General features: G+C 60.8%; 21 protein-coding genes. 13 read left to right on the forward strand and 8 right to left on the reverse strand.

From position 1 onward, the window contains the following. Window positions 1-142: 142 nt before the first annotated feature. Complete coding sequence (locus EIY71_RS07445) at window positions 143-379, reverse strand: glutaredoxin family protein (protein ID WP_007955734.1); 237 nt, start codon at window positions 377-379, stop codon at window positions 143-145. Window positions 380-569: 190 nt separating this feature from the next. Here EIY71_RS07445 and EIY71_RS07450 point away from each other — a divergent pair, with 190 nt between their 5' ends. Further along, a complete protein-coding gene (locus EIY71_RS07450; RefSeq protein ID WP_134021175.1) occupies window positions 570-2,282 on the forward strand; it encodes a monovalent cation:proton antiporter-2 (CPA2) family protein in 1,713 nt (570 codons plus the stop codon). On the opposite strand, the gene EIY71_RS07455 is transcribed toward EIY71_RS07450, so the two are convergent. Beyond that, window positions 2,279-3,487, reverse strand: coding sequence for an ammonium transporter (locus EIY71_RS07455; protein WP_134021178.1), 1,209 nt, complete (start codon window positions 3,485-3,487; stop codon window positions 2,279-2,281). The two genes, EIY71_RS07450 and EIY71_RS07455, sit on opposite strands and share 4 nt — an antisense overlap. Before the next feature lie 318 nt (window positions 3,488-3,805). On the opposite strand from EIY71_RS07455, the gene EIY71_RS07460 reads away from it, so the two are divergent. The 8 genes from EIY71_RS07460 to EIY71_RS07495 all read left to right on the forward strand — a co-directional run bounded on the left by EIY71_RS07460 (window position 3,806) and on the right by EIY71_RS07495 (window position 15,108). Further along, window positions 3,806-4,120: a YqjD family protein gene (locus tag EIY71_RS07460; RefSeq protein ID WP_085744956.1), complete on the forward strand. Its 315-nt coding sequence runs from the start codon at window positions 3,806-3,808 to the stop codon at window positions 4,118-4,120. A gap of 2 nt (window positions 4,121-4,122) precedes the next feature. Further along, complete coding sequence (locus EIY71_RS07465) at window positions 4,123-4,509, forward strand: phage holin family protein (protein WP_085744957.1); 387 nt, start codon at window positions 4,123-4,125, stop codon at window positions 4,507-4,509. Then, window positions 4,506-4,844, forward strand: a complete 339-nt coding sequence (locus EIY71_RS07470) for a hypothetical protein (RefSeq protein WP_085744958.1) — start codon at window positions 4,506-4,508, stop codon at window positions 4,842-4,844. The genes EIY71_RS07465 and EIY71_RS07470 overlap by 4 nt, the downstream gene beginning before the upstream one ends. A gap of 124 nt (window positions 4,845-4,968) precedes the next feature. After that, window positions 4,969-6,132: an EAL domain-containing protein gene (locus EIY71_RS07475; RefSeq protein ID WP_102718495.1), complete on the forward strand. Its 1,164-nt coding sequence runs from the start codon at window positions 4,969-4,971 to the stop codon at window positions 6,130-6,132. 68 nt (window positions 6,133-6,200) lie between these two features. Beyond that, the gene (locus tag EIY71_RS07480) at window positions 6,201-7,529 is read left to right on the forward strand and encodes a deoxyguanosinetriphosphate triphosphohydrolase (RefSeq protein WP_085744960.1); all 1,329 of its coding nucleotides are present in this window, start codon (window positions 6,201-6,203) and stop codon (window positions 7,527-7,529) included. Window positions 7,530-7,837: 308 nt separating this feature from the next. Next, a complete protein-coding gene (locus EIY71_RS07485) occupies window positions 7,838-8,464 on the forward strand; it encodes a response regulator transcription factor (protein ID WP_007955724.1) in 627 nt (208 codons plus the stop codon). 8 nt (window positions 8,465-8,472) lie between these two features. Continuing rightward, window positions 8,473-12,117 (forward strand): transporter substrate-binding domain-containing protein, encoded by a 3,645-nt coding sequence (locus EIY71_RS07490; protein ID WP_129972564.1) that lies wholly within the window; start codon window positions 8,473-8,475, stop codon window positions 12,115-12,117. A gap of 48 nt (window positions 12,118-12,165) precedes the next feature. Continuing rightward, complete coding sequence (locus EIY71_RS07495) at window positions 12,166-15,108, forward strand: HD domain-containing phosphohydrolase (RefSeq protein WP_134021180.1); 2,943 nt, start codon at window positions 12,166-12,168, stop codon at window positions 15,106-15,108. On the opposite strand, the gene EIY71_RS07500 is transcribed toward EIY71_RS07495, so the two are convergent. Beyond that, window positions 15,109-15,591, reverse strand: a complete 483-nt coding sequence (locus EIY71_RS07500) for a GAF domain-containing protein (protein ID WP_011335287.1) — start codon at window positions 15,589-15,591, stop codon at window positions 15,109-15,111. It lies immediately after the preceding gene. Beyond that, window positions 15,588-16,478, reverse strand: a complete 891-nt coding sequence (locus tag EIY71_RS07505) for an ATP-binding protein (RefSeq protein ID WP_007955716.1) — start codon at window positions 16,476-16,478, stop codon at window positions 15,588-15,590. Before EIY71_RS07505 ends, EIY71_RS07500 begins: the two co-directional genes overlap by 4 nt. A gap of 166 nt (window positions 16,479-16,644) precedes the next feature. Between EIY71_RS07505 and EIY71_RS07510 the strand changes: the two genes are divergently transcribed. Further along, complete coding sequence (locus EIY71_RS07510; RefSeq protein WP_134021183.1) at window positions 16,645-18,966, forward strand: response regulator; 2,322 nt, start codon at window positions 16,645-16,647, stop codon at window positions 18,964-18,966. On the opposite strand, the gene EIY71_RS07515 is transcribed toward EIY71_RS07510, so the two are convergent. From EIY71_RS07515 to msrB, 3 genes are all read right to left on the reverse strand, one after another. Next, a complete protein-coding gene (locus tag EIY71_RS07515; RefSeq protein WP_129972560.1) occupies window positions 18,950-19,411 on the reverse strand; it encodes a MarR family winged helix-turn-helix transcriptional regulator in 462 nt (153 codons plus the stop codon). The two genes, EIY71_RS07510 and EIY71_RS07515, sit on opposite strands and share 17 nt — an antisense overlap. Further along, window positions 19,408-19,893, reverse strand: coding sequence for a glutathione peroxidase (locus EIY71_RS07520; RefSeq protein ID WP_085607138.1), 486 nt, complete (start codon window positions 19,891-19,893; stop codon window positions 19,408-19,410). Before EIY71_RS07520 ends, EIY71_RS07515 begins: the two co-directional genes overlap by 4 nt. 101 nt (window positions 19,894-19,994) lie before the next feature. Continuing rightward, window positions 19,995-20,390 (reverse strand): peptide-methionine (R)-S-oxide reductase MsrB, encoded by a 396-nt coding sequence (gene msrB / locus EIY71_RS07525; RefSeq protein WP_129972559.1) that lies wholly within the window; start codon window positions 20,388-20,390, stop codon window positions 19,995-19,997. 225 nt (window positions 20,391-20,615) lie between these two features. Between msrB and EIY71_RS07530 the strand changes: the two genes are divergently transcribed. Together EIY71_RS07530 and htpX are read left to right on the forward strand one after the other, a co-directional pair. Beyond that, window positions 20,616-21,827: a pyridoxal phosphate-dependent aminotransferase gene (locus EIY71_RS07530; RefSeq protein ID WP_007955711.1), complete on the forward strand. Its 1,212-nt coding sequence runs from the start codon at window positions 20,616-20,618 to the stop codon at window positions 21,825-21,827. Between the two features lie 303 nt (window positions 21,828-22,130). Further along, window positions 22,131-23,018 (forward strand): protease HtpX, encoded by an 888-nt coding sequence (htpX, locus tag EIY71_RS07535; protein ID WP_007955710.1) that lies wholly within the window; start codon window positions 22,131-22,133, stop codon window positions 23,016-23,018. Between the two features lie 59 nt (window positions 23,019-23,077). Here the strand turns inward: htpX and EIY71_RS07540 are convergent, their stop codons facing one another. Further along, window positions 23,078-23,731 carry a thiopurine S-methyltransferase gene (locus EIY71_RS07540; protein WP_134021186.1) on the reverse strand — a complete coding sequence of 218 codons (654 nt, stop codon included), beginning with the start codon at window positions 23,729-23,731 and terminating at the stop codon, window positions 23,078-23,080. A 102-nt stretch (window positions 23,732-23,833) separates the two neighbouring features. On the opposite strand from EIY71_RS07540, the gene EIY71_RS07545 reads away from it, so the two are divergent. Continuing rightward, entirely contained in the window at window positions 23,834-24,601 is a 768-nt protein-coding gene (locus EIY71_RS07545; RefSeq protein WP_134021189.1) for a class III extradiol ring-cleavage dioxygenase, read from the forward strand. The last annotated feature ends 25 nt before the right edge of the window (window positions 24,602-24,626 follow it).

Here is a 24,626-nt window from a genome sequence, read left to right on the forward strand (position 1 = left end):
TTTGCCCTGACAAATGCCCGAAAACGGCAAGGCAGGCCAATCCAATTACTGTATGCGCATACAGTAACCGAATAACCCGAAAAGTGCCAAGCCGTGATTAGCGAAGGTGACGAACGCCATCAACGCAAACGAGAAAAAGTCATTAACGCAGGAATGCCACCACCTGATCGGCGCTGAACGGCCACCCCAGTTCCGCGCCGGTATCGACCCTGCGCAAGACCGGGATCCGCAGGCTGTAAGCCTCGAACCATGATTCATCGTCAGCAATATCCACCAGCTCCACCAGCAGACCATGCTCGACAAAAGGCATCAGTTCGGCCTCCGCGACTTCACACAAATGGCACCCCAGGGTGCCGAACAACTGGCATTCAGGAAGCATGTGCGCTCAACCCCAAAAATCGAGTGATCATTCTAGGCCTGCCCGCAAAGCCCGTCGACCCACCCACCGGGTTCGATCCCGTCCCTTGTAAAACCCTGATGTAAATCAGCCCACAAAATCGCCATTTACGCGATGCTCCGGTGTTTTTTACCTCTACGCTTGAAGAGCCTGACCTGTCCCGGAGTGCCTTGTGTTTGCCAATCTGCTGATCATTCTGGCGTCGTCCCTGGTGATGATTGCCCTGTTCCGTCGCCTGCGCCTGCCGCCTGTGCTGGGCTACCTGTGCGTGGGCTTGATGGTCGGGCCGAAGGCATTCGACTGGATCAATGAAAGCGAACATCTGCCGGATCTTGCCGAACTGGGCGTGGTGTTTCTGCTGTTTTCCCTGGGGCTGGAGTTCTCCCTGTCGAAAATGATTGCCCTGCGCCAGGTGGTTTTCCGACTGGGCAGCCAGCAGGTGCTGATCACCACATTCCTGCTGGGAGGCGTGCTGATGCTGTTGGGCATGCCTGCTACACCGGCCTTGCTGCTGGGCGCTGGCCTGTCGTTGTCATCCACTGCAATCGTAACCAAAGAGCTGGGCAGTCTCGGCGAAATCTTCAGCAGCCATGGCCAGAACGCGGTGGGTGTCCTGTTGTTCCAGGACGTGGTGGCCGTGTTGCTGCTGACGCTGGTGCCAGTGTTCGCCGGCAGCAGTGATCAGGCCTGGTACTGGGCGTTGCCCCTGACCTTGTTGAAGACCGTCTTGCTGTTCTTCGGTTTGTTGTTGGCCAGCCGCTGGCTGCTGCCCCGCCTGTTTCAGGAAGTCGCGGCGTCCCGCTCAGCAGAGTTGTTCGTGCTGCTGGCACTGGTGATCGTGTTGCTGACGGCCTGGCTGACCCACCTGCTGGGCCTGTCTCCGGCCCTCGGCGCGTTCCTCGCGGGCATGCTGCTGGGCGAGAGCCATTACCGGCATCAGATCGAGGCCGATATCCGGCCGTTTCGCGACATTCTGCTGGGACTGTTTTTCGTCAGCATCGGCATGCTGATCGACCTGCAACTGTTCGCCAGCCACAGCCTGCTGATTATCGGGATGACCCTGGGTTTGCTGGTGATCAAAGGCCTGGTGGTGGCGCTATTGGTGAAATGGCGCGGCAGCGACAGTGAAACGGCCTGGCGCAGCGGTCTCGCCCTCGCCCAGGGCGGTGAATTCTGCTTCGCCCTGATGGCGCAGATGCAGCAGAGCCGGTTGCTCCCCGCCGAGATCGGCGCCCTGCTGCTCGCCGCCACCTTCTGCTCGATGCTGCTGACGCCCCTGCTGTTACGCGCCGCACCGCGCATCGCCGCCGCCCTGCACCGCAAACCCAATCAGGAAGCGCAGATCGAGGAAATCAGCGCCCTCAATGCCGGGTTCGACGGGCATGTGGTGATCTGTGGCTACGGCCGTGTCGGTCAGTCGATCGGACGCTTCATGCGCAATGCCGGGCAAACCTACGTCGCGCTGGACAACGATCCGGTGCGAATTCAGGAGGCCGCCACCGCCGAGCGCGACGTCCACTACGGCGATTCAACCCGCGGCGATCTGTTGATCGCCGTCGGTTTGCTGCGCGCAAGGCTGCTGGTGATTGCCGTGGATCAAGCCGACGTGGCCTTGCGGGTTCTCAAGGAGGCCAGACGCCTCAACCCGACGGTGCCGATTCTGGTGCGCACCCGGGACGACAGCCAGTCGGCAGTGCTGAAGGCAGCCGGCGCCAGCGAAGTGGTGCCGGAACTGCTGGAGTCGAGCCTGATGCTCGGCTCCCATGCCCTGATCCTGCTGGGGTTTCCTGCGCACCGGGTGCAGGAGAAAGTCGATCAGGTGCGCATCGATCGCTATCGCCTGCTTCACGGCTTTTACCCCGGAACCGACGATGAAGAGACCTAGTCCTGGCTCACCGCGCCGATCTTGTGCAGCGACAGGTCAGCGCCGTAGTACTCCTGTTCCTGGCTCAGGCGCAGACCATGCAGCGCCTTGATCGAACCATAGACAGCGAAACCGCCGATCAGCGCCACCGCCACACCGAGGGCGGTGCCAATCAACTGACTGATCAGGCTGACGCCGCCGAGTCCGCCCAACGCGGTCGAGCCGAAGATCCCGCAGGCAATGCCGCCCCACACACCACACAGACCGTGCAACGGCCAGACACCCAGCACATCGTCGATGCGCCATTTGACCTGCGCCGCCGTGAAGCACCAGACAAACAGGGCGCCGGCAATCGCGCCGGTCACCAGAGCGCCGACCGGATGCATCAGGTCGGAACCGGCACACACCGCCACCAGCCCGGCAAGCGGGCCATTGTGCAGAAAACCCGGGTCGTTGCGCCCGACGATCAGCGCCGCTACCGTGCCGCCGACCATCGCCATCAGCGAGTTGACCGCCACCAGTCCGCTGACCCCTTGCAGGGTCTGCGCGCTCATCACGTTGAAGCCAAACCAGCCGACGATCAGGATCCACGAACCCAACGCCAGAAACGGAATGCTCGACGGCGCGAACGCCACCAGCCGACCATCGCGATAGCGCCCGTTGCGCGGCCCCAGCAGCAACACCGCCGCCAGCGCCAGCCAGCCGCCCATGGCATGCACCACCACCGAACCCGCAAAGTCATGGAAAGGGGTACCGAACTGCGCGGTCAGCCAGGCTTGCAGACCGTAGTTGCCGTTCCAGATCATGCCTTCGAAAAACGGGTAGATGAACGCTACGATCAGCGCCGTGGCGCACAGTTGCGGCACAAACCGCGCCCGTTCCGCGATACCGCCGGAGATGATTGCCGGGATCGCCGCCGCAAAGGTCAGCAGGAAGAAAAACTTCACCAGCCCATAACCATGATCAGCACTGAGCACCGCCGCCGGCTGCAGGAAGGTCACCCCGTACGAAAGCCAGTAGCCTATAAAGAAATAGGCCAGGGTCGACACCGCAAAGTCGCTGAGAATTTTCGACAGGGCGTTGACCTGGTTTTTCTGGCGAACCGTTCCGACCTCCAGAAACGCGAAACCGGCGTGCATGGCCAGTACCATGACCGCACCGATCAGAATGAACAACGTGTTGGAACTGTGAACCAGCGTGTCCACAGCGCTTTGCAGATTTTCCATGAGGAGGCAGACCCAAGGCAGAAAAAGGCACCAAAGCGGTTCATGCGCGCATTTCATGCACCAAGTTGCGACTGCACGATCACTGATCCGGTGGTCCGGTGAACCGCTTTGGCGCACAAGGTCGATGGGCTGACATGAACCTTCATCATCCGGGCCTTGCTCTGCCCGGCTTCGCGCCCGGCAACAGCGCACTGCCACCGATCGACGCACCACGACACAGCAAAAGTTGTACCAGCCATTTGCACTGAACCTTCACACTTGGCTCATACTCGAACGCTTCAGAACACCGCTTCAGAACGCCACTTACGGAGATCCCTCATGGCCAGCATCAAGGCAAAGACTGCTCAAGAAATCCTGATGAACGACTTCCAGACTCTGGTCAGCGACACTGAGCGGTTGCTGGAACACACCGCCACGCTGGCCGGTGATCAGGCTGACGAGCTGCGCGAACAGATCCACGAAAGCCTGCTTCGCGCGCGGGAAACCCTGAAGCTGACCGAAGAAACCCTACGCGAGCGCGGTCAGGCGGCGGTCACCGCCACCGAGGATTACGTGTCGGCCAACCCTTGGCAATCGGTGGGCATCGCCGCTGGCGTCGGCTTTCTGATCGGCCTGCTGGCCACGCGGCGCTGATCATGTCGATCGGTGAATCCGGCCCGAATGCGGGCACCGCCTCTTCCACGCGTCGCCTGGGGGCTGCCGTTCTCGGTCTGCTGCACAGCCACGTCGAACTGTTCGGCATCGAACTGCAGGAACAGAAATCACGCACCGTCAGCCTGTTGCTGTTCGCCGGTCTGGCGCTGGTGTTTGCGCTGCTGTTGCTGGTCGGCCTGTCGACGCTTGTCCTGATCGTGTTCTGGGACACGTATCGCCTGGCCGCAATTATTGGTCTGTGCGTGTTCTACACCTTGGCGGCAATCTTTTGCGCGCTGCGTCTCAAAGCCGCGATCTTCGATGAATCCTCGCCCTTCCACGGCACGCTGGAAGAACTGGCCAATGATCGGGAGCGCCTGCTGCCATGAGCCTGCCTGAACTTCCGCACAACAGCTCACGCCGGGAAATGCGCAAGGCACTGATCCGCCTGCGCATGGAAATGCATCGACAGGAGATCCGCCATGAAACCGGCCAGGTCTTGCAACCTCTGCATCGTATGCGTGGCATGACGCAGAACCTGCAGGGCGGTTTCGGCATCAAGCACGCGCCGTTGTGGGGCGTGGCGGCTGTGACGCTGCTGGGTTTCATCACGGGTAAAGGGGCCAAAAGCGGTGGCGTCGGCGGCTTGACCCGACTGATCCGCCTGGGCACCAGCCTCGCTCCGCTGATCAAGCTGGTCATGCAGAGTTCAAGCAAGCGCTGATCCCCACGCATCTGGCTGCATTCTTGCAACACCGGCGGGATTGAATCTCTTATCCGGAGATTCAATCCCGCTTGCCTATCCGGCCGGCAAAATCTGATCAGAACAAGAACGACAAGGAGGCCCCGTGATCGACGGGCAACCGCTCGCCTGCTTTCAACCTTTCATCGATACCGCCACCGGACGCATTGCAGGCGTCGAGGCACTGGGTCGTCTGCGCCAGGCCGATGGCCAACTGGCATCGGTCGGACCGCTGTTCGCCGACCCGCGCACCCCGGCCATCGCGCTGCGCCGAATGGACCGGCAGATTCGCGACAACGCGCTGAGTCGACTGCACGAGGCGCCGCCGGACTGGTTTCTCAGCCTGAACATGTCACCGCGCTGGATCAGCCGCTTGCGTGCCGACCAAGCACTGCCCAGCCTGAAGCAACTCGCGCGGCACGGTATCGACCCGCAACGGATTGTTTTCGAGATCACTGAACTGGGCGGTAACAGCCAGCGCCTGACCGAAGTCGTGGCGCGCTATCGCGATGCCGGCGCCCGGATTGCCATCGATGATTTCGGCGCGGGGTATTCACAGCTTGATCGCGTGCTGGCGCTGCAACCGGACATTCTCAAACTCGACATGCGCCTGTTCCAGGCCGCCGCACTTGGCGGACCGAGCAGTGACGTGGTCAAGGCCCTCGCGCAAATGGCCGAAAAGACCGGCTGCTGGATCATCGCCGAAGGCGTGGAAACCGCAGCGCAACTGAATTTTGCGCTGGAGTGCGGATCGCGTTACGTGCAGGGATTTCTGTTCGCCCGGGCGCAGGAGGCGCTTTTCGGTACGAATGACTTCGTGGAGCGCTTTGCCGAGCTGCGCCAGTCTTACGTGCGTCAGAAGCTGTCCGAGCGCAGCAAGCTGATGTTCATGCGCCAGCAGCTCAGCGAACTCATGACCATCCTGCAAACCTGGGCCCAGGCCCGCGCGCCGCTCAGTGCACTGCCACAGCTCGACGCGTTCCCCTGGCTGCTGCGCTTTTACCAATGCGACCGTCACGGCACCCAGCTGACGCCGAACCTGGAATGGCGACAGAGCGGCTGGGTGGCCGACGACCGCTACCTGGGCCACAACTGGTCGTGGCGCCCCTACTTCTATCACCTGCTGGCCGAAGGCTGGGAGGAACGGCGACTGACCCTTTCCAACACCTATCGCGACGCCACCAGCAACCAGTATTGCCTGACCGCCGGGCAGTTTTTCGATAACGGCGAGCGTCTGTTGCTGATCGACATTGATGCGGCGGGGCTGTAGTTGCGCTTGCAGATGCCAGCCTGAACCGGGAAGCTAGGGAATCAGTCACCAGACGGAGAGAATCAGCCTTGGATTGGCATACCCTGCTCAACCGCGAACGTCTCGGCAAACCGTTGCACAGCCCGCAGGAACTTGGCCGCAGCCCGTTCCACAAAGACCACGACCGCATCATCTTCTCCGGCGCCTTCCGCCGCCTGGGACGCAAGACCCAGGTGCATCCGGTGTCGAGCAACGACCACATTCACACGCGCCTGACCCACTCGCTGGAAGTCAGTTGCGTCGGCCGCTCGCTGGGCATGCGCGTTGGCGAAACCCTGCGTCGCGCCTTGCCCGAATGGTGCGAACCGAGCGATCTGGGCATGGTGGTCCAGTCGGCCTGCCTGGCGCACGACATCGGCAACCCGCCGTTCGGCCATTCCGGCGAAGACGCGATCCGTCACTGGTTCCAGCAGGCTGCCGGGCGTGGCTGGCTGGATGCGATGAGCGACGCCGAGCGCGGTGACTTCCTGAACTTCGAAGGCAATGCGCAGGGCTTCCGGGTCCTCACGCAACTGGAGTATCACCAGTTCGACGGCGGCACCCGGCTGACCTACGCCACCCTCGGCACTTACCTGAAGTACCCGTGGACCGCCCGTCACGCCGACTCCCTCGGCTACAAAAAGCACAAGTTCGGTTGCTACCAAAGCGAGTTGCCGTTGCTGGAGCAGATCGCCCACAAGCTGGGTCTGCCACAACTGGAAGAGCAGCGTTGGGCGCGCCATCCGCTGGTGTATCTGATGGAGGCGGCGGACGATATCTGCTACGCCTTGATCGATCTGGAAGATGGCCTGGAAATGGAGCTGCTGGAATACGCCGAAGTCGAGTCGCTGCTGCTCGGCCTGGTCGGCGATGATCTGCCGGAAACCTATCGCCAGCTCGGTCCCCAGGATTCGCGCCGGCGCAAACTGGCGATCCTGCGCGGCAAGGCCATCGAGCACCTGACCAACGCCGCTGCCCGGGCATTCGTCGAACAACAGGACGCGCTGCTGGCCGGTACGCTGCCGGGGGATCTGGTGGAACACATGCACGGACCGGCCAAACGCTGTGTGTTGAACGCCAAGGACATCGCCCGCAAGAAAATCTTCCAGGACAAGCGCAAGACCCTGCATGAGATCGGCGCCTACACGACCCTGGAGATTCTGCTCAACGCCTTCTGCGGTGCTGCCCTGGAACAGCACAACGGCCGCACGCCGTCGTTCAAGAGCCGCCGGATTCTCGATCTGCTGGGCAATAATGCGCCGAACCCGCACGGCCCGCTGCATGCATCGTTCCTGCGCATGATCGACTTCATCGCCGGCATGACCGACAGCTACGCCAGTGACATGGCACTGGAAATGACCGGACGTTCCAGCCATTGACGCCTGCTCCCCGACCGATCTGCAATGGATTGGTCGGGAGGGCCGAAGATAATGTCTTAAATAAACAAAGAACAATCATCGAAGGTCTTTTCCCGATAAACTTTCTCTGCGCACTTAAACTTATATCAAGCCCCGTCACTGGACATCTCACGCATCTACCTACGGCAAACCTAGTTAACACGTAGTCTGATTCCTCTTTATTTGTAGGACTTATCCTAGATTGCCGCTAACACTCCGTCAGTTCATGCGACCGCTCATTCATCTGAGCTAAGGTGCGCCCTTTATTCGCGCTCGTATGGGATTTGATTATGAACTCCGTTTTTATTGTCGACGATCACCCGGTCATCCGCCTCGCCGTTCGAATGCTGCTGGAGCATGAAGGTTATAAAGTAGTCGGAGAAACCGATAACGGTGTCGATGCCATGCAGATGGTTCGCGAATGCATGCCCGACCTGATCATTCTCGACATCAGCATTCCCAAACTCGACGGTCTGGAGGTCCTGGCCCGCTTCAACTCCATGAGTTCGCCGTTCAAGACCCTGGTGCTGACCGCACAATGCCCGACCCTGTTCGGCATTCGCTGCATGCAGTCAGGTGCGTCGGGGTATGTATGCAAACAGGAAGACCTGAGTGAACTGGTCAGTGCAATCAAAGCCGTACTGTCCGGTTATAACTACTTTCCCAGCCAGGCCTTGAATCCGGTTCGTCACGATGATGTGCGCTATGTAGAACTTGAACTTTTCAAGTCCGTCAATGATCGGGAACTCATGGTCCTGCAACTATTTGCCCAAGGCCGCACCAACAAGGAAATTGCCAAAGGCATGTTTCTCAGCAATAAAACCGTCAGCACTTATAAAAAACGCCTGATGCAAAAACTCAAAGCCAAGTCCCTTGTAGAACTTATCGAAATGGCCAAACGTAACGCACTCGTGTGAGAGCCAACATGCCCAGTCGCTTAAAGAGTTTTCTGATTGCATTGAGTGCATGCCTGAGTCTCAGCGCGCCTGTCACAGTTGCATCGTCAACCTTCCAGGACCTTGCCCTGCTCGCGCGTTCGACCGACAGATCAATTCCGGTCCTGTTCGAGCCATCGCAAGAGGCGTGGCTGCACACTCGCAATGAGTTGATTCTGGGAGCATCCGCTCCGGACTACCCCCCTTTCGACATGACAACCAGCGGACACGACTACGAAGGTTTCACAGCGGACTACGCCGGGCTGGTGGGACAGGCGACGGGGCTACCGGTCAAGGTCAGGCGCTTCGCCTCGCGCGAGGCCGCGATCCGCGCATTGATCGAGGGCAGCATCGACATGCTCGGTACGTCCAACGGGTTCGAAGCGGAGAACGCCAACATCATGCTGTCCAGGCCCTACGCAGTCGATCAACCGGTCCTGGTCACACGCGAAGGCGAAACCCGCTCTCTGACCGAAGGCCTGGCCAGTCTGCGGCTGAGCATGCTCTATCACTACCTGCCGCTGGAGGAGGTCAAGGCGATGTATCCCAAAGCCCTCATCACCTCCTATCCGTCCTACCAGAACGCGATCAATGCCGTCGCGTTCGATCAGGCGGACGTGTTTCTCGGCGACACCATCTCCACTCACTACATGATCAGCAAGGGCTATCTGAACAACATCCGCATGGCCAACTTCGGCAAGCACGAAGCCCACGGCTTCAGCTTCGCCGTGCATCGCAACAATACGCAATTGACCGGCATCATCGACGCGGTGCTCAAGGCGGTTCCGGGCAGCGAGCGCGAAAACATCGCCAAACGCTGGAGTGTCGGCAGCGACACACTGCTCACCGACCAGAAGTTGCAACTGACCAAGCGTGAAGAACAATGGCTGAAAAGGAATCCGGTGGTAAGCGTCGTCGTCAACGAAGCCTTCGCACCGCTGACGTTCTTCGACAGTGATGGCAACTTTCGCGGCATCAGTGCCGACCTGCTCGAACTTATTCGCCTGCGCACCGGTCTGCGATTCGAGATACGCCGCAGTCGCAGCGATGCCGAGATGATCAGGCAGATTGAAAATCACCAGGCCGACCTGATTGCCGCCCTGCTACCCACCGCTCAGCGTGAGGAAACCCTGACTTTCAGCCGTCCCTACCTGGAAAACTCCTACGTTCTGTTGACCCGAAAAGCGGCCGACAGCCCGACGCACCTGGGCCAGCTCAAACGCAAACGTCTGGCGATCGCGCAGGGCAATCCGATGATCGAATACCTGCGCACCGAATTTCCACGTATCCAGCTGATCGAAACGCCGGATACCTTCAGCGCCGTAGCGTTGCTCGACGAAGGCCAGGTCGAGGGCGCAGTGAACTCGCTGGTCATCGCCAACTACTTCATCTCCTCCCGCATTTTCGAACAGCCACTGCAGATCACCACCACCATCGGCACACGTCAGGCGGCGTTCTCGCTGGCAACTGCCAGGGACAGCACGGAACTGGGCTCGATCATCGACAAGACCCTGATGAGCATCACCCCCGAAGAACTGGGCATCATCAATGGCCGCTGGCGGGGTTACTCAAGTGTTTCGCAAGGCACCTGGCGTCAATACCAGCGCTTTTTCTATCAGGCGATCGGCGGGGCCTGCCTGCTGTTGCTGCTGTCGCTGTTCTGGAATGCCTACATGCGCCGCCAGATCAATCAACGCAAGGCAGCCGAACGGGCGTTGAACGACCAGCTGGAGTTCATGGGTTCACTGGTCAACGGCACGCCCCATCCAATCTATGTGCGTGACCGACAGGGACTTCTGCAAAGCTGCAATGACAGCTATCTCCATGCGTTCAATGCCCGGCGTGAAGACGTCATCGGCAAAAGCGTGATGCAGGGTGCATTGAATAATGCTTTCGAGGCACAGACTTTTCAGGCCGACTACCAGCGGGTGGTGGCCGAGGGCAGGCCGCTGGTGCTCGACCGGCCGCTGCAGATCGGCAACCGGCGCCTGACGATCTATCACTGGATCCTGCCGTACCGGGACTCCAGTGGTGAAGTGCGGGGGATCATAGGCGGCTGGATCGACATCAGTGAGCGTCGCGAGCTGCTCGACGAACTGCGCTCGGCCAAGGAACGGGCGGACGATGCCAATCGCGCCAAAAGTACGTTCCTGGCGACCATGAGCCACGAGATCCGCACCCCGATGAACGCAGTGATCGGCATGCTCGAATTGACGCTCAAGCGCATGGATCAGGCTCACCCGGATCGCTCCGGAATCGAAACGGCCTACCATTCGGCCAAGGATCTGCTGGGCCTGATCGGCGACATACTGGACATTGCCCGCATCGAATCCGGGCGATTGAGCCTGCACCCCGAGCGAATCAACCTGATTGATACCATAGGCTCAGTGGTCAGGATCTTCGAAGGCCTCGCCCGACAGAAACAGCTCTCACTGGAAGTTAGCGTCACTCCTGCCGAATTGAATGTCGATGTGCACCTCGACCCCCTGCGCTTCAAGCAAGTGCTGTCGAACCTGATCAGCAATGCCATCAAGTTCACCGAAGAAGGACACATCAGGATCACGCTGGATGTTCTACCCACGAATGATCCCGAACGCTCGATGGTGCAGTTGACCGTACAGGACAGCGGCATCGGGATCACGACGCAGGATCAGTCGCGTCTGTTCGAACCCTTTGCCCAGGCCGGTAATGGCGGACAGAGAACCGTCAGCGGTGCAGGACTGGGATTGGTCATCAGCCGTAACCTGTGCGAGATGATGGGTGGAAAACTGCGGTTGAGCAGCCTGCCCGGAGTCGGCACCCAGGTCAGTCTGTCGCTGCCACTGACGATTTTTCCAGCGAGAGTGACAAAAGCTGAGGACGAGCCGCAGATTCACGCGTCTCTCACCCCGCTGACGGTTCTGGTGGTCGATGACCATCCGGCCAACCGGTTGCTGATGTGCCAGCAGCTGGAATACCTCGGCCATCGTTTCCGTATCGCCGAAGACGGCCTGCGCGGACTGGAAGAATGGAAGAGCGGTGAGTTCGATCTGGTCATCGCCGATTGCAACATGCCCGTCATGAACGGCTACGAGCTGACCCGCGCGATTCGTCAGCACGAAAAGCTGACCCACCGCCCGGCTTGCACCGTGTTGGGGTTCACCGCCAATGCCCAGCCCGAAGAGATCCTGCGCTGCAAGCAGGCAGGCATGAACGAATGCCTGTTCAAACCCCTGAGCCTCAACAGCCTGAGCCAATGGGTCAACAGCGTTCAGCCGCTGTTCCGCGCGCCGGCGTTCAACCTGCAGGGGCTCACACTGCTGACCGGCGGCAACCCTTCCCAGACTCACCGCCTGCTGGCAGAACTGCTCAACAGCAGCCGCGTTGACCGACAGGAATTGCAGGCACTGTCCCTTACTCGAGATCCCCCTGCGCTGGCCGTCATCGCCCACAAGATCAAGGGCGCAGCCCGAATTGCCCAGGCCTCGCGCCTGATCGACAGCTGCGATGCGCTTGAGCAGGCGTGCCTGCAAGCGCTGCCGGGGGATGAGATCGAGCGTCGCTGTCAGGCCAGCCGTCTCGCCATCCTGGAACTGGAGCAGGCACTGGAACAGCAACTCGCCCGGATCCACCAGAGCAAAGTGACCGGGGCTTAACTATGCTTGGACGCTGAGCAGTGTGCTTACCTATACGGAGAGTCCGCAATGCCCAGCCCACTGCACCCGGAACAACGCCGGTTTCCGCTGCATGTGCACATCAGCGTCATGTTCACTTTTCTGCTGTTGCTCACCGGGGTGGTGCTGGGTCTGTTCAACTATCGGCAGACCACGCAGATCATCCTGTCGAGCAGCGAAAAACTGTTCAACCGCATCGAACAGGACGTGCGCCTTGATCTGCAGGCCACTTATGAACCGATTCGACACCTGCTGAGCCTGCTGGCGGACACCCCCGCCGCCCGCTCTTCCGGCCTCGAACCGCGTCTGGCGCTGCTCAAGCCGTTCAGCCAGTCACTGACGGACAACCCGGACCTGGCCTCGCTGTACCTGGGTTATGGCAACGGCGATTTTTTCATGGTCCGTCCTTTGCGCACACCCGCGCTGAAAACCCTGCTCAAGGCACCCGACGCCGCGGCATTTCAGGTCTGGAGCATCGAACATGACGCCAGCGGTCAGGCGCATTCGCAGTCGCTGTTCTTCGACCAGGCCCTGTCCCCGGTCGGCCGGCAGGACAATCCCGACGATCCTTATGATCCCCGCAGCCGGGCGTGGTACATCAACGCACGGCAGCAGACTGAACAGATCACCACCGAACCCTACGTCTTTTTCTCCACCCACAACGTCGGCACAACACTGGCCCGGCGCAGCGGTGATGACGCGGTAATCGGCGCCGACCTGACCCTCGACGCACTCTCCGCAACCCTGATCAAACACGTGGTGACACCGGCCACGGAAATCGTCCTGTTCGACGCCGAAGGCAACGCCGTGGCCTATCCCGACAGCAGCCGGCTGATCGTCGATGACCGAACGGCGCGTCTGGCCAAGGCTGCCGACTTGAGCCCCGCCCTGCATGCCTTGTTGTCCGGTCACCAGGGCAACCGGCTCAAGGCCGACGGCCGGCAATGGATTGTCGCCCGCAGCCAGTTGCAGGAAGGCGGGCCGAAAGGTTTGCAGATGGCGTTGCTGGTGCCGGAGGACGAGTTGCTGGTCGATGCCTATCGCATGCGCTGGCAAGGCGCGCTGATCACGCTGGCTACTCTGCTGCTGTGCCTGCCGCTCGGGTGGCTGATCTCGCGAATTCTGGTCAAGCCGCTGCATGCGCTGGTCAAGGAAGCCGATGCGATCCGCAGCTTCGATTTCAATTTTCCCGTGACCCGTCGATCACCGGTGCTGGAGGTCGACCAGCTGAGTCTGTCGATGGCCCGCATGAAGGACACCCTGGCCAGCTTCTTTCGGATCACCGACAGCCTGACTGCTGAAACCCGCTTCGAACCGCTGCTGCAACGGGCGCTGTTCGAGACCGTGCAGATCGCCCAGGCCCAGGCGGGCCTGATTTATTTGCGCGAAAACGATGGCAATCGCATGGAGCCCTACGGACTGGTGGTCGACGGCGCGTCCCAAGCGCTGGCCGCGTTCGATATTCAGGGGCGCAACCTTGACGCCACTGAGAGCCCCGAATGGTTCCGGCAACTGGCGAGCGCCAACACGGTAGTGAGCAATCTGGGCTTCGAACAGGCCACCGATCTGCAGAAAGTGCTGCTGGCCATGGAGTCGCCAAGGGTGCACCTGATCGGTATCCGCCTGCATAACCGGCACAACGAGACCGTCGGCCTGCTGGTGCTGTTGATCAATGACAGCGGCACGGCGAGTGATCTGGAAAAGCTGCGGCCCGACCGCATTGCCTTCCTGCAAGCGGTGTCCGGGGCAGCGGCGGTGAGTATCGAAAGCCAGCGCCTGCAAGCCCGGCAGAAGCAATTGCTGGATGCGTTCATTCAACTGCTGGCCGGCGCCATCGATGCCAAGAGCCCTTATACCGGCGGGCATTGCCAGCGTGTGCCGGAGCTGACCCTGATGCTCGCCCACGCCGCCGCGGCCAGTCAGGCACCGGAATTCAGCGATTACCAGCCGAACGAAGACGAATGGGAGGCCCTGCACATCGCCGCCTGGCTGCACGATTGCGGCAAGGTCACGACCCCGGAATACGTGGTCGACAAAGCCACCAAACTGGAAACCCTGAACGATCGCCTGCATGAAATCCGCACCCGCTTCGAAGTGCTCAAGCGCGATGCCTGGGTCAGCTACTGGCAAGCCCTGGCCATGGGCGGCGAAGAGCGGCAACTGGCCGAGCTGCGCGACGCAACCCTGACAGCACTGGATGATGATTTTGCATTCGTCGCCCACTGCAATCTGGGCAGTGAAGCGATGGCCGAGGCCGACCTGCAACGCCTGCAAGGCATCGCGAAACGCCCATGGACGCGCACGCTGGATGATCGGCTGGGCCTGTCATGGGAAGAGAACCGGCGTCAGTCACGCACCCCGGCACCGACCTTGCCGGTCACCGAACCGTTGCTGGCAGACAAGCCCGAACATCTGCTGGAACGCGCCGAGGGCGAGCTCATTCCGGAGGACAATCCGTGGGGCTTCAAGCTCGACGTCCCGCCGTACAAATACAATCGCGGCGAGCTGTACAACCTGAGCATCCCCCGGGGCACCCTGACCCGCGAAGAACGCTACATCATCAACCACCACATGGTGCAGACGATCCTAATGCTCAGCCACCTGCCCTTCCCCGGGCATCTGAACAGCGTGGCGGAAATCGCCGGCGGGCATCACGAAAAGATGGACGGCACCGGTTATCCCAAGCGCCTGAAACGCGAAGACATGAGCCTGCCGGCGCGCATGATGGCGATTGCCGATATTTTCGAAGCCCTGACCGCCGCCGACCGCCCGTACAAAAAGGCCAAGTCCCTCAGTGAAGCGCTGGGGATCATGGCCACCATGTGCCGCGAGGCGCACATCGATGCCGAGCTATTCGGGCTGTTCATCCGCGATGGCGTGTATTTGCAGTACGCCACGCGGTTTCTCGATCCACGGCAGATCGATGCCGTGGACCCGGCGGCCGTGCTGTTCAAGGCAGGCCTTACAGCGTGATCAGCAGTCGGTCAGACGCAGGAAGATCGCCGCCAGTTGTTCGATCCCGGCCTGATCGTCGGCACCGAAACGCGCGAGCTTCGGACTGTCGAGGTCGAGCACGCCGATCAGGCGACCGTCCTTGACCAATGGCACGACCAGCTCGCTGTTCGATGCGCTGTCGCAAGCGATATGGCCGGGAAATGCATGAACGTCTTCGACCCGTTGCGTCTGCAGGCTGGCAGCCGCCGCGCCGCATACGCCGCGACCGAACGGAATGCGCACGCAGGCGATCTGGCCCTGGAACGGGCCGAGCACCAGCTCTTCGTTGCGATTGAGGTAGAAGCCGGCCCAGTTCAGGTCATCGAGCTGGTTGAACAGGAACGCCGAAAACTGCGCGGCGTTGGCGATGAAATCGCGCTCGTCCGCCAGCAGCGACTCCAGTTGCGCGGCCAACATGCCATAGCCTTCGAGGCCCTGGCCGCTCTGTTGCAAATCAATCATGCCTTGTGCTCCAACAATTTCAGTCCCACCCAGTAACGGGCGAATTGGTACGCGCAACGTCCGTTGCGGTTGCCACGGCCGGTTGCCCAGCGCACGGCGAGAATGTCCAGTTGTTCGTCGCGCTCCCAGCTCAGGCCGGCCTTGGCGGCCAACTGGCCGATCCAGTGCTCGACGACGTTGAGGAAATGTTCCTGGGTAAACGGATAGAACGACAGCCACAGGCCGAATCGATCCGACAGCGCGATCTTGTCTTCTACCGCCTCGCTCGGATGCAGCTCGCCATCGACGCGCTTCCAGTTTTCGTTGTCGCTTTCCTTTTCCGGCACCAGATGGCGACGGTTGGAAGTGGCGTACAGCAACACGTTGTCCGGCGCCTGTTCGAGCGAACCGTCCAGCACGCTTTTCAGCACGCGATAGTCGCCTTCGCCGGACTCGAACGACAAGTCGTCGCAGAACAGCACAAAGCGTTGCGGCAGCTTGGCGATCTGCTCCACCACCCGTGGCAGGTCCGCCAGGTGATCACGCTCGATTTCGATCAGGCGCAAACCGGCCTTGGCATGCTCTGCCAACAGCGCCCGCACCAGCGACGATTTACCGGTGCCACGCGAACCCCACAGCAGCGCATGGTTGGCCGGCATGCCGTCGAGAAATTGCTGAGTGTTGCGGCCCAGTTGCTCCAGCTGGCGGTCGACGCCGATCAGGTCCGACAAGCGCATGTCGAGGCTGACTTCCAGCGGCAGCAGATAACCGCTGCGACCGTCACGCTGCCAGCGTGCGGCGAGGCAGGTGCCCCAGTCGATGACCGGGCGTGGAGCCGGCAGCAGTGGTTCGATCCGCGCCAGAACCGACTCGGCGCGCTCAAGAAAAGCATTCAATCGGGAATCCACGTCTTCTCCTCGGGCTCGTTCACAGTGATGATGGCGGTGCAGCGACGACACACAGCGTTCGAAACCAGTCCCGGCCCTTGTTACAAGGCGCTTCGGGAACCCCGGAATCCATGCATGATCGACTATGCTTGAGCAGCGAAGGGAAACGGAAGTGGTTCAACACCCCATGGATATCAAATTCACCCACCGGCTGTCGTACAAACAGGCCCGGCTTACCGTGCTGGTCGGGTTCATTCTGGGCACGCTGCTCAGCCTGCTGCAAATCGGCATCGATTATGCCAGTGAAGACGCGTCCATCAACCGTGAAATCCTGTCTTTGCTGGAAATCAGCCACAACCCGGCCTCGCGCATCGCCTATAACATCGATGCCGAACTGGCGCAGGAACTGACCCTGGGCCTGCTGCGCTCGCCGGCGATCATTTCCGCACAACTGACCGACAACAATCAGACGGTGCTGGCCAACGTCAAACGCCCGGAGCTGCAAAGCGGGTACCGGATGATCAGCGACTTCCTGTTCGGCGCCAAACGCCAGTTCGAAGACCGCCTCTACCTCGATCACCTGCCCAACGAATCCCTCGGCACCTTGAAACTGGAAGTCGACACCTACGCGTTCGGCAGCCGCTTCCTGCGCCGGGCCGAGGTCACGCTGCTCAACGGGTTTGCCCGCAGCCTGATTCTCACCGGGATTCTGCTCGCGCTGTTCTACGTGATGCTGACCAAACCGCTGGTGCGGGTGATCCGCGAACTCAGCGGCCGCGACCCGCGCAGCGCCGAGCCGACGACCCTGGAATGTCCGGGCGGGCACGCCAACGACGAGATCGGCGTGCTGGTCAAGGTTGCCAACCAGCAGTTCGAAAACATCGCCACCGAAATCCAGCAGCGGCGCAATGCGGAAAACCGCCTCACCGACTACCTCGCGCAACTCGAAGACATCGTGTCGGCGCGTACCGCCGAGCTCAAGGCGATCAACGCGCGGCTCAGCCAGTCCAACCAGGAACTGGAAGTGGCCCGCAGCACGGCACTGGACATGGCCGAGGCACGCTCGGCGTTTCTCGCCAACATGAGCCACGAGATCCGCACCCCGCTCAACGGCCTGCTGGGGATGATCGCCCTGTCGCTCGACGGCCCGCTCAACGCCGAACAACAGCAACAACTGTCGATCGCCCACGACTCGGGCAAGGTATTGGTGGAGCTGCTCAACGATATTCTCGACCTGTCGAAATTCGATGCCGGGCAACTGGAGCTCGAACACATTCCATTCGATCTTGGCTCGCTGATCGAAGACACCGCCAACCTGCTGTCGCAGAACGCGGCGCCGAGTGTCGAACTGACCTGCCTGATCGATCCGTACTTCCCGGCGCTGGTGCTCGGCGATCCGACCCGGGTCAGGCAGATCGTCAGCAATCTTCTGTCCAATGCGCTGAAATTCACCCGCTTCGGCCGCGTCGATGTGCGATTGTCCACCTGGAAGGATGGCGTCCGGATCGAAGTTTGCGACACCGGCATCGGCATCGCCCAGGAAGCGCAGGTGAAGATTTTCCAGCCGTTCACCCAGGCGGGTGCCGGCATCACCCGCCAGTACGGCGGCACCGGGTTGGGCCTGGCACTGACCTACAACCTGTGCGAAGCCATGCAGGGGCGCCTGACCATCAGTTCCGAAGTGGGTTTCGGCAGTCAGTTCTGCGCCGAACTGCCACTGCCCTGCCACACCCGAGCGGTGATTCCGCCACCGTTGCACGGCAAGGTGCTGGCAATCACCAACGCGGTCAGCGGGCTGGCGGAACTGCTGGAAAGTCTGCTGCCGGTCTGGGGACTGACCTACGAGCAGCGAACCCTTGACGACCCGCTGCTCGGTCTGTCCCCCGACGTCATCATCACCGACTGCCCCGAATGCCTGTTCGGTCTGCGTCCGGCGATGACGGCGCCGATTCTGCTGGTGACGGCTTATGGCAGTTTCATGCCGGGTGAAGAAGCCACTGCCCTTGCCCCATTGCAGCAGCAGGCTCGACCGCTGGCCCGCAACGCGCTGTATCAGAATCTGCGCCGGACACTGCAGCCGGACCTCACCACCATCGACCGCGCACGCCTCGAAAGCGTGCCGTCGCAGCGGCGCGGTCGGGTGCTGCTGGTGGAGGACAACCCGGTCAACCAGTTGGTGGCCAAGGGCATGCTGGGCAAACTCGGCTGCGACGTAGTAGTCGCCGCCCATGGCGTGGAAGCGCTGGATCAGCTGGAACACGACGAATTCGATCTGGTGCTGATGGACTGCAACATGCCGGTGATGGACGGCTACGAAGCCAGTCGCCAGATCCGTCAGAGCGGGCGCTGGCCGCATCTGCCGATTGTCGCCCTGACCGCCAACGCCATGTCCGAGGAGCGCGAACGTTGCCGGGCAGCGGGCATGAGCGACTATCTGGCCAAGCCGTTCCGTCGGGAAGAACTGGCGGCGCTGCTGGACCAGTGGATTCCGACTACGACAGTGCTTTGATCTGCCCCAGCAGGTGATCGAGACCGTCGCGCAAGTCATTGAGCCGGTCCAGATCCACCCCGCTGTCGCACAACAGCCGCGCCTTCAACGGCCCGACCTGTTCACGCAGTGCCTGCCCCTGCGGCGTGAGGCTCAGATGAACCTCGCGTTCGTCCCGGGCCGAGCGCTGACGCTGGACCAGTTGCAGTTGCTCCAGACGTTTGAGCAGCGGCGTCAGCGTGCCGGAATCCAGTGCCAGACGTTCACCCAGCGCCTTGACCGTCGGCTGCTCCGGCGCGGATTGCTGCCACTCCCACAACACCAGCATCGCCAGGTATTGCGGGTAGGTCAGACCGAGCTGATCGAGCATCGGCTTGTAGGCACGGATCACCGCCCGCGATGCGGCATACAACTTGAAGCACAGCTGACTGTCGAGCTTCAGCGAATCGGCGGACAGGTTGTTCATTTGAGCAGGGCTTCGATCTCGCGGCTCAGATCCTGCGGCTTGGTGGCCGGGGCGAAGCGCTTGACCAACTGGCCGTCCTTGCCGATCAGAAACTTGGTGAAATTCCACTTGATGCCCTGGGAGCCCAGCACGCCCGGCGCGCGTTTCTTCAACTGCACGAACAGTGGATGCGCGCCATTACCGTTGACTTCGATCTTCTTGAACAGCGGGAAGCTGACACCGTAGTTCAGCTCGCAGAACTCGCTGATCGCGCCCTCGTTGCCCGGCTCCTGCTTGCCGAACTGGTTGCACGGGAAGCCCAGGACCACCAGACCTTGATCCTTGTAGGTCTGCCACAGTTCCTCAAGGCCTTTGTACTGCGGCGTGAAACCGCATTTGCTGGCGGTATTGACCACCAGCACTGCCTTGCCGGCGAAATCGGCGAGGGTCTTTTGCTCGCCTTTGATGGTGGTGCACGGAATGTTCAGCAGGTTATCGCTCATGGTGCGCACTCTTGAAAATGGGTAGACGGCAAAAATAGCGAGCAATTGAATTGTGTGCAATTTAATTATTCGAAAGGCGACCCGTGGATCGCCCGTATCGGTTACTCGCGCGGCACCAGGTCCAGGCACACCGAGTTGATGCAATAACGCAGGCCGGTCGGCGGCGGACCGTCAGGGAATACGTGGCCCAGGTGCGCATCGCACTTGGCGCATTTCACTTCGGTGCGGATCATGCCGTGGCTGGTGTCACGGATTTCGGTCATGGCGCTCTCGCCGATCGGCGCGTAGAAGCTTGGCCAGCCGCAACCGGAATCGAATTTGGTCTTGGAATCAAACAACGGCTCGTTGCAGCAGACGCAGTGGTAAACGCCATCGGTCTTCGTGCCGTTGTATTTACCGGAGAACGGTCGCTCGGTAGCACTGAGACGGCACACGTTGTATTGCTCGGGGTCGAGCATCGCCCGCCATTCTTCCAGGGTCTTTTCAATCTTTTCCATCATCACACCTCAGCGGCTGAAAAAGCCCGATCTGTACCTTTTCCACGGATCGGGCGGCACGTATGATTGCGCCTCGTCACACGCCAGTCTGGCAGCGGGTTCCTGCGCATTCAAACGGATTATTGGAAACCGCCGCTCGAGACATTTGCCTGTGTGAAGACGCAGGATTCCCAGCACGGTTGTCCACCCGCCGCCTGGATCGTTCATTTTCGGGATCACATCGCCATGCAGTTCAGCAAATCGAACAAGCTCGCCAACGTCTGCTACGACATTCGCGGCCCGGTGCTCAAGCACGCCAAACGCCTGGAAGAGGAAGGCCATCGCATCCTCAAGCTGAACATCGGCAACCCGGCGCCCTTTGGTTTCGAAGCGCCGGACGAAATTCTTCAGGATGTGATCCGCAACCTGCCGACCGCCCAGGGCTACAGCGATTCCAAAGGCCTGTTCAGCGCGCGCAAGGCGGTGATGCAGTACTACCAGCAGAAGCAGGTCGAAGGTGTCGGCATCGAAGATATCTACCTGGGCAACGGCGTGTCCGAGCTGATCGTGATGTCGCTGCAGGCGCTGCTCAACAACGGCGACGAAGTGCTGGTGCCGGCGCCGGACTACCCGCTGTGGACCGCAGCCGTGAGTCTGGCCGGCGGTAACGCGGTGCATTACCTGTGCGACGAGGGTGCCGACTGGTTCCCGGACCTGGCCGACATCAAGGCCAAGATCACCCCGAACACCAAGGCGATGGTGATCATCAACCCGAACAACCCGACCGGCGCGGTGTATTCGAAGGAAGTGCTGCTGGGCATGCTCGAGCTGGCCCGCCAGCACAACCTGGTGGTGTTCTCCGACGAAATCTACGACAAGATCCTCTACGACGACGCCGTGCACATCTGCACCGCTTCGCTGGCCCCGGACCTGCTGTGCCTGACCTTCAACGGTCTGTCCAAGTCGTATCGCGTGGCGGGTTTCCGCTCGGGCTGGATCGCCATTTCCGGGCCGAAACACAACGCTCACAGCTACATCGAAGGCATCGACATGCTGGCCAACATGCGTTTGTGCGCCAACGTGCCGAGCCAGCATGCAATTCAGACCGCTCTCGGCGGATATCAGAGCATCAATGATCTGGTGCTGCCGCAAGGCCGGTTGCTGGAACAGCGCAACCGTACCTGGGAATTGCTCAACGACATTCCCGGCGTGAGCTGCGTGAAGCCGATGGGCGCACTGTACGCGTTCCCGAAGATCGACCCGAAAGTCTGCCCGATCCACAACGACGAGAAATTCGTGCTTGATCTGCTGCTCTCCGAGAAGCTGCTGGTAGTGCAAGGCACGGCGTTCAACTGGCCGTGGCCTGACCACTTCCGCGTGGTCACCCTGCCGCGGGTCGATGACCTGGACATGGCCATCGGTCGCATCGGCAACTTCCTCAAGTCCTACCGCCAGTAACCGGCGCTCAGTGCGCAACGGCCCGAACGTTGCGCACTGTCTGATTCAGCAACACTTCTGCTCCGCCCCTCCTCCAGCACCTTCTACACTTGCGACTCATACGAATCATGCGTGCCTGACGCAATGAGACCGGGTGCCGTGTGCCTGTCATCCATACCGGATTCAGCAGTGGGAAATATCCCATGCCCGACAAATCCGGTGTAGGACACAGTTTGAAATAGTCACTCGGTTGAATCGCCAGGTGCCGCGCCTTATATACCCCGCAGTACGCTACATCTTTAGCTTGAGGAGATTTCTACAACCATGATGCGCATCCTGCTGTTTTTGGCCACTAACCTGGCGGTCGTGCTGATAGCCAGCATCACCCTGAGCCTTTTTGGCTTCAACGGGTTCATGGCGGCCAACGGGGTTGATCTCAACCTCAGTCAGCTGCTGGTTTTCTGTGCAGTCTTTGGTTTCGCCGGTTCCCTGTTCTCGCTGTTCATCTCCAAGTGGATGGCGAAGATGAGCACCAGTACCCAGATCATCACCCAGCCACGCACTCGCCACGAGCAATGGCTGCTGCAAACCGTCGAGCAACTGTCCCGGGAAGCCGGGATCAAGATGCCCGAGGTGGGGATTTTCCCGGCCTATGAAGCCAACGCCTTCGCCACCGGCTGGAACAAGAACGACGCACTGGTCGCAGTCAGCCAGGGTTTGCTTGAGCGTTTCAAGGAAGATGAAGTGCGGGCCGTGCTGGCTCACGAGATCGGTCACGTGGCCAATGGCGACATGGTCACCCTGGCGCTGATCCAGGGCGTGGTGAACACCTTCGTGATGTTCTTCGCGCGAATCATCGGCAACTTCGTCGACAAGGTGATCTTCAAGAACGAAGAAGGCCAAGGCATGGCCTACTACATCGCGACCATCTTCGCCGAGCTGGTGCTGGGCATTCTGGCCAGCGCCATCGTGATGTGGTTCTCGCGTAAACGCGAGTTCCGTGCCGACGATGCAGGTGCCCGCCTGGCCGGTACCGGCGCGATGATCAACGCCTTGCAACGCCTGCGCGCCGAACAAGGCCTGCCGGTGCACATGCCGGACACCCTGAACGCCTTTGGCATCAACGGTGGCATCAAGCAAGGGTTCGCCCGCATGTTCATGAGCCACCCGCCGCTGGAAGAGCGTATCGACGCCCTGCGTCGTCGCGGCTGATCAAACCGGCGCACCAACGAAAAGGCCCGCAGTGATGCGGGCCTTTTTTTGCCTGTCGATTACGCCCCGGAAATCCGGTAGACCCGCTCTTCCAGCCGAGTTACGCCGGCTTGCACGAACTTCCAGCTGTCACCGAGCACATCCTGCTCCTCCAGCATCTCGACACGCCAGACACTGCCCAGCAAACGCTGCACTTCGGCATCGTCTACGGAAAATGGCGGCCCGGGCATCTGCGACTGGTCATAATCCAGCGTCACCAACAGCCCTCGGCATGTCGGCAAAAGACCCTGCAAGTGCGCCGCATAACGCTCGCGCATCGCGGGCGGCAAGGCGATCACCGCCGCCCTGTCATACAGTGCGGTGCAACCGGCAACATCATCTGCCGTCAGCGAGAAGAAATCCCCGCACCACAACTCGATCGACCCGGCGCGATAAACCTTGAAGTCGCCCTGCTCGCTCACCTGCGCCTGCAATTGCTGCTCAAGAAAGAAGTCTTCCACGGCCTTCTCCGACAGCTCGACACCAAGCACCTGATGACCTCGACCGGCGAGCCACAACAGATCCAGGCTTTTACCGCACAACGGCACCAGCACACGCGCCTGCGACGGGATGGCCAGATCAGGCCAGTGCCGCTGCAAATAAGGGTTCACCTCAGGCTGGTGAAAGCCGATCTGGTTCGATTCCCACTTCTTGTGCCAAAACTCCGGCTGCATGCATCCTCCTAAGAATTCGATCAAAAGACGTTAAAACTTATATTGGAATTAGATCAATGAACTGACTGAAGATGGGTCATCTTAACGCTCAGGAACCCTTCCATGTTTCCCAGCCTGTTTATCTCCCACGGCTCGCCCATGCTGGCGCTGGAGCCCGGTGCCAGTGGTCCGGCCCTGGCGCGGCTGGCAGCCGAACTGCCACGCCCGAACGCCATCGTCATCGTTTCCGCCCATTGGGAAAGCCACGAGCTGCTGGTCAGCAGCCATGCGCAACCGGAAACCTGGCACGACTTCGGCGGTTTCCCCCGCGCACTGTTTGAAGTGCAGTACCCGGCACCGGGCAATCCGCAACTGGCCCGCGAGGTTGCCGACCTGTTGACCGCCAACAACCTGCCGGCACGTCTCGACCCGCAACGACCGTTCGATCACGGTGTTTGGGTGCCGCTGTCGCTGATGTACCCGCAGGCCGACATCCCGGTGGTTCAGGTTTCCCTGCCCAGCCGTGGCGGCCCGGCGTTGCAGAACCGCGTCGGCCAGGCGCTGGCCAGTCTGCGCGATCAGGGCATTCTGTTGATCGGCTCCGGCAGCATCACCCACAACCTGCGGGAACTGGACTGGCACGCCGGCCCGGAAAGCGTCGAGCCGTGGGCCCGGGATTTCCGCGACTGGATTGTCGACAAGCTCGCCGCCAACGACGAAGCCGCCCTGCACGATTACCGCCAGCAGGCACCGAACGCCGTGCGCAGCCATCCGAGTGACGAGCATCTGCTGCCGCTGTACTTCGCCCGAGGTGCCGGTGGTGATTTCAGCATTGCCCATCAAGGTTTCACCATGGGTGCACTGGGTATGGACATCTACCGCTTCGGCTGATGCCTAAATCGCAGGCAAAAAAAAT

This window comes from Pseudomonas sp. CH235 (assembly GCF_004368175.1).
GTDB classification, from domain to species: Bacteria; Pseudomonadota; Gammaproteobacteria; order Pseudomonadales; family Pseudomonadaceae; genus Aquipseudomonas; species Aquipseudomonas paraglycinae.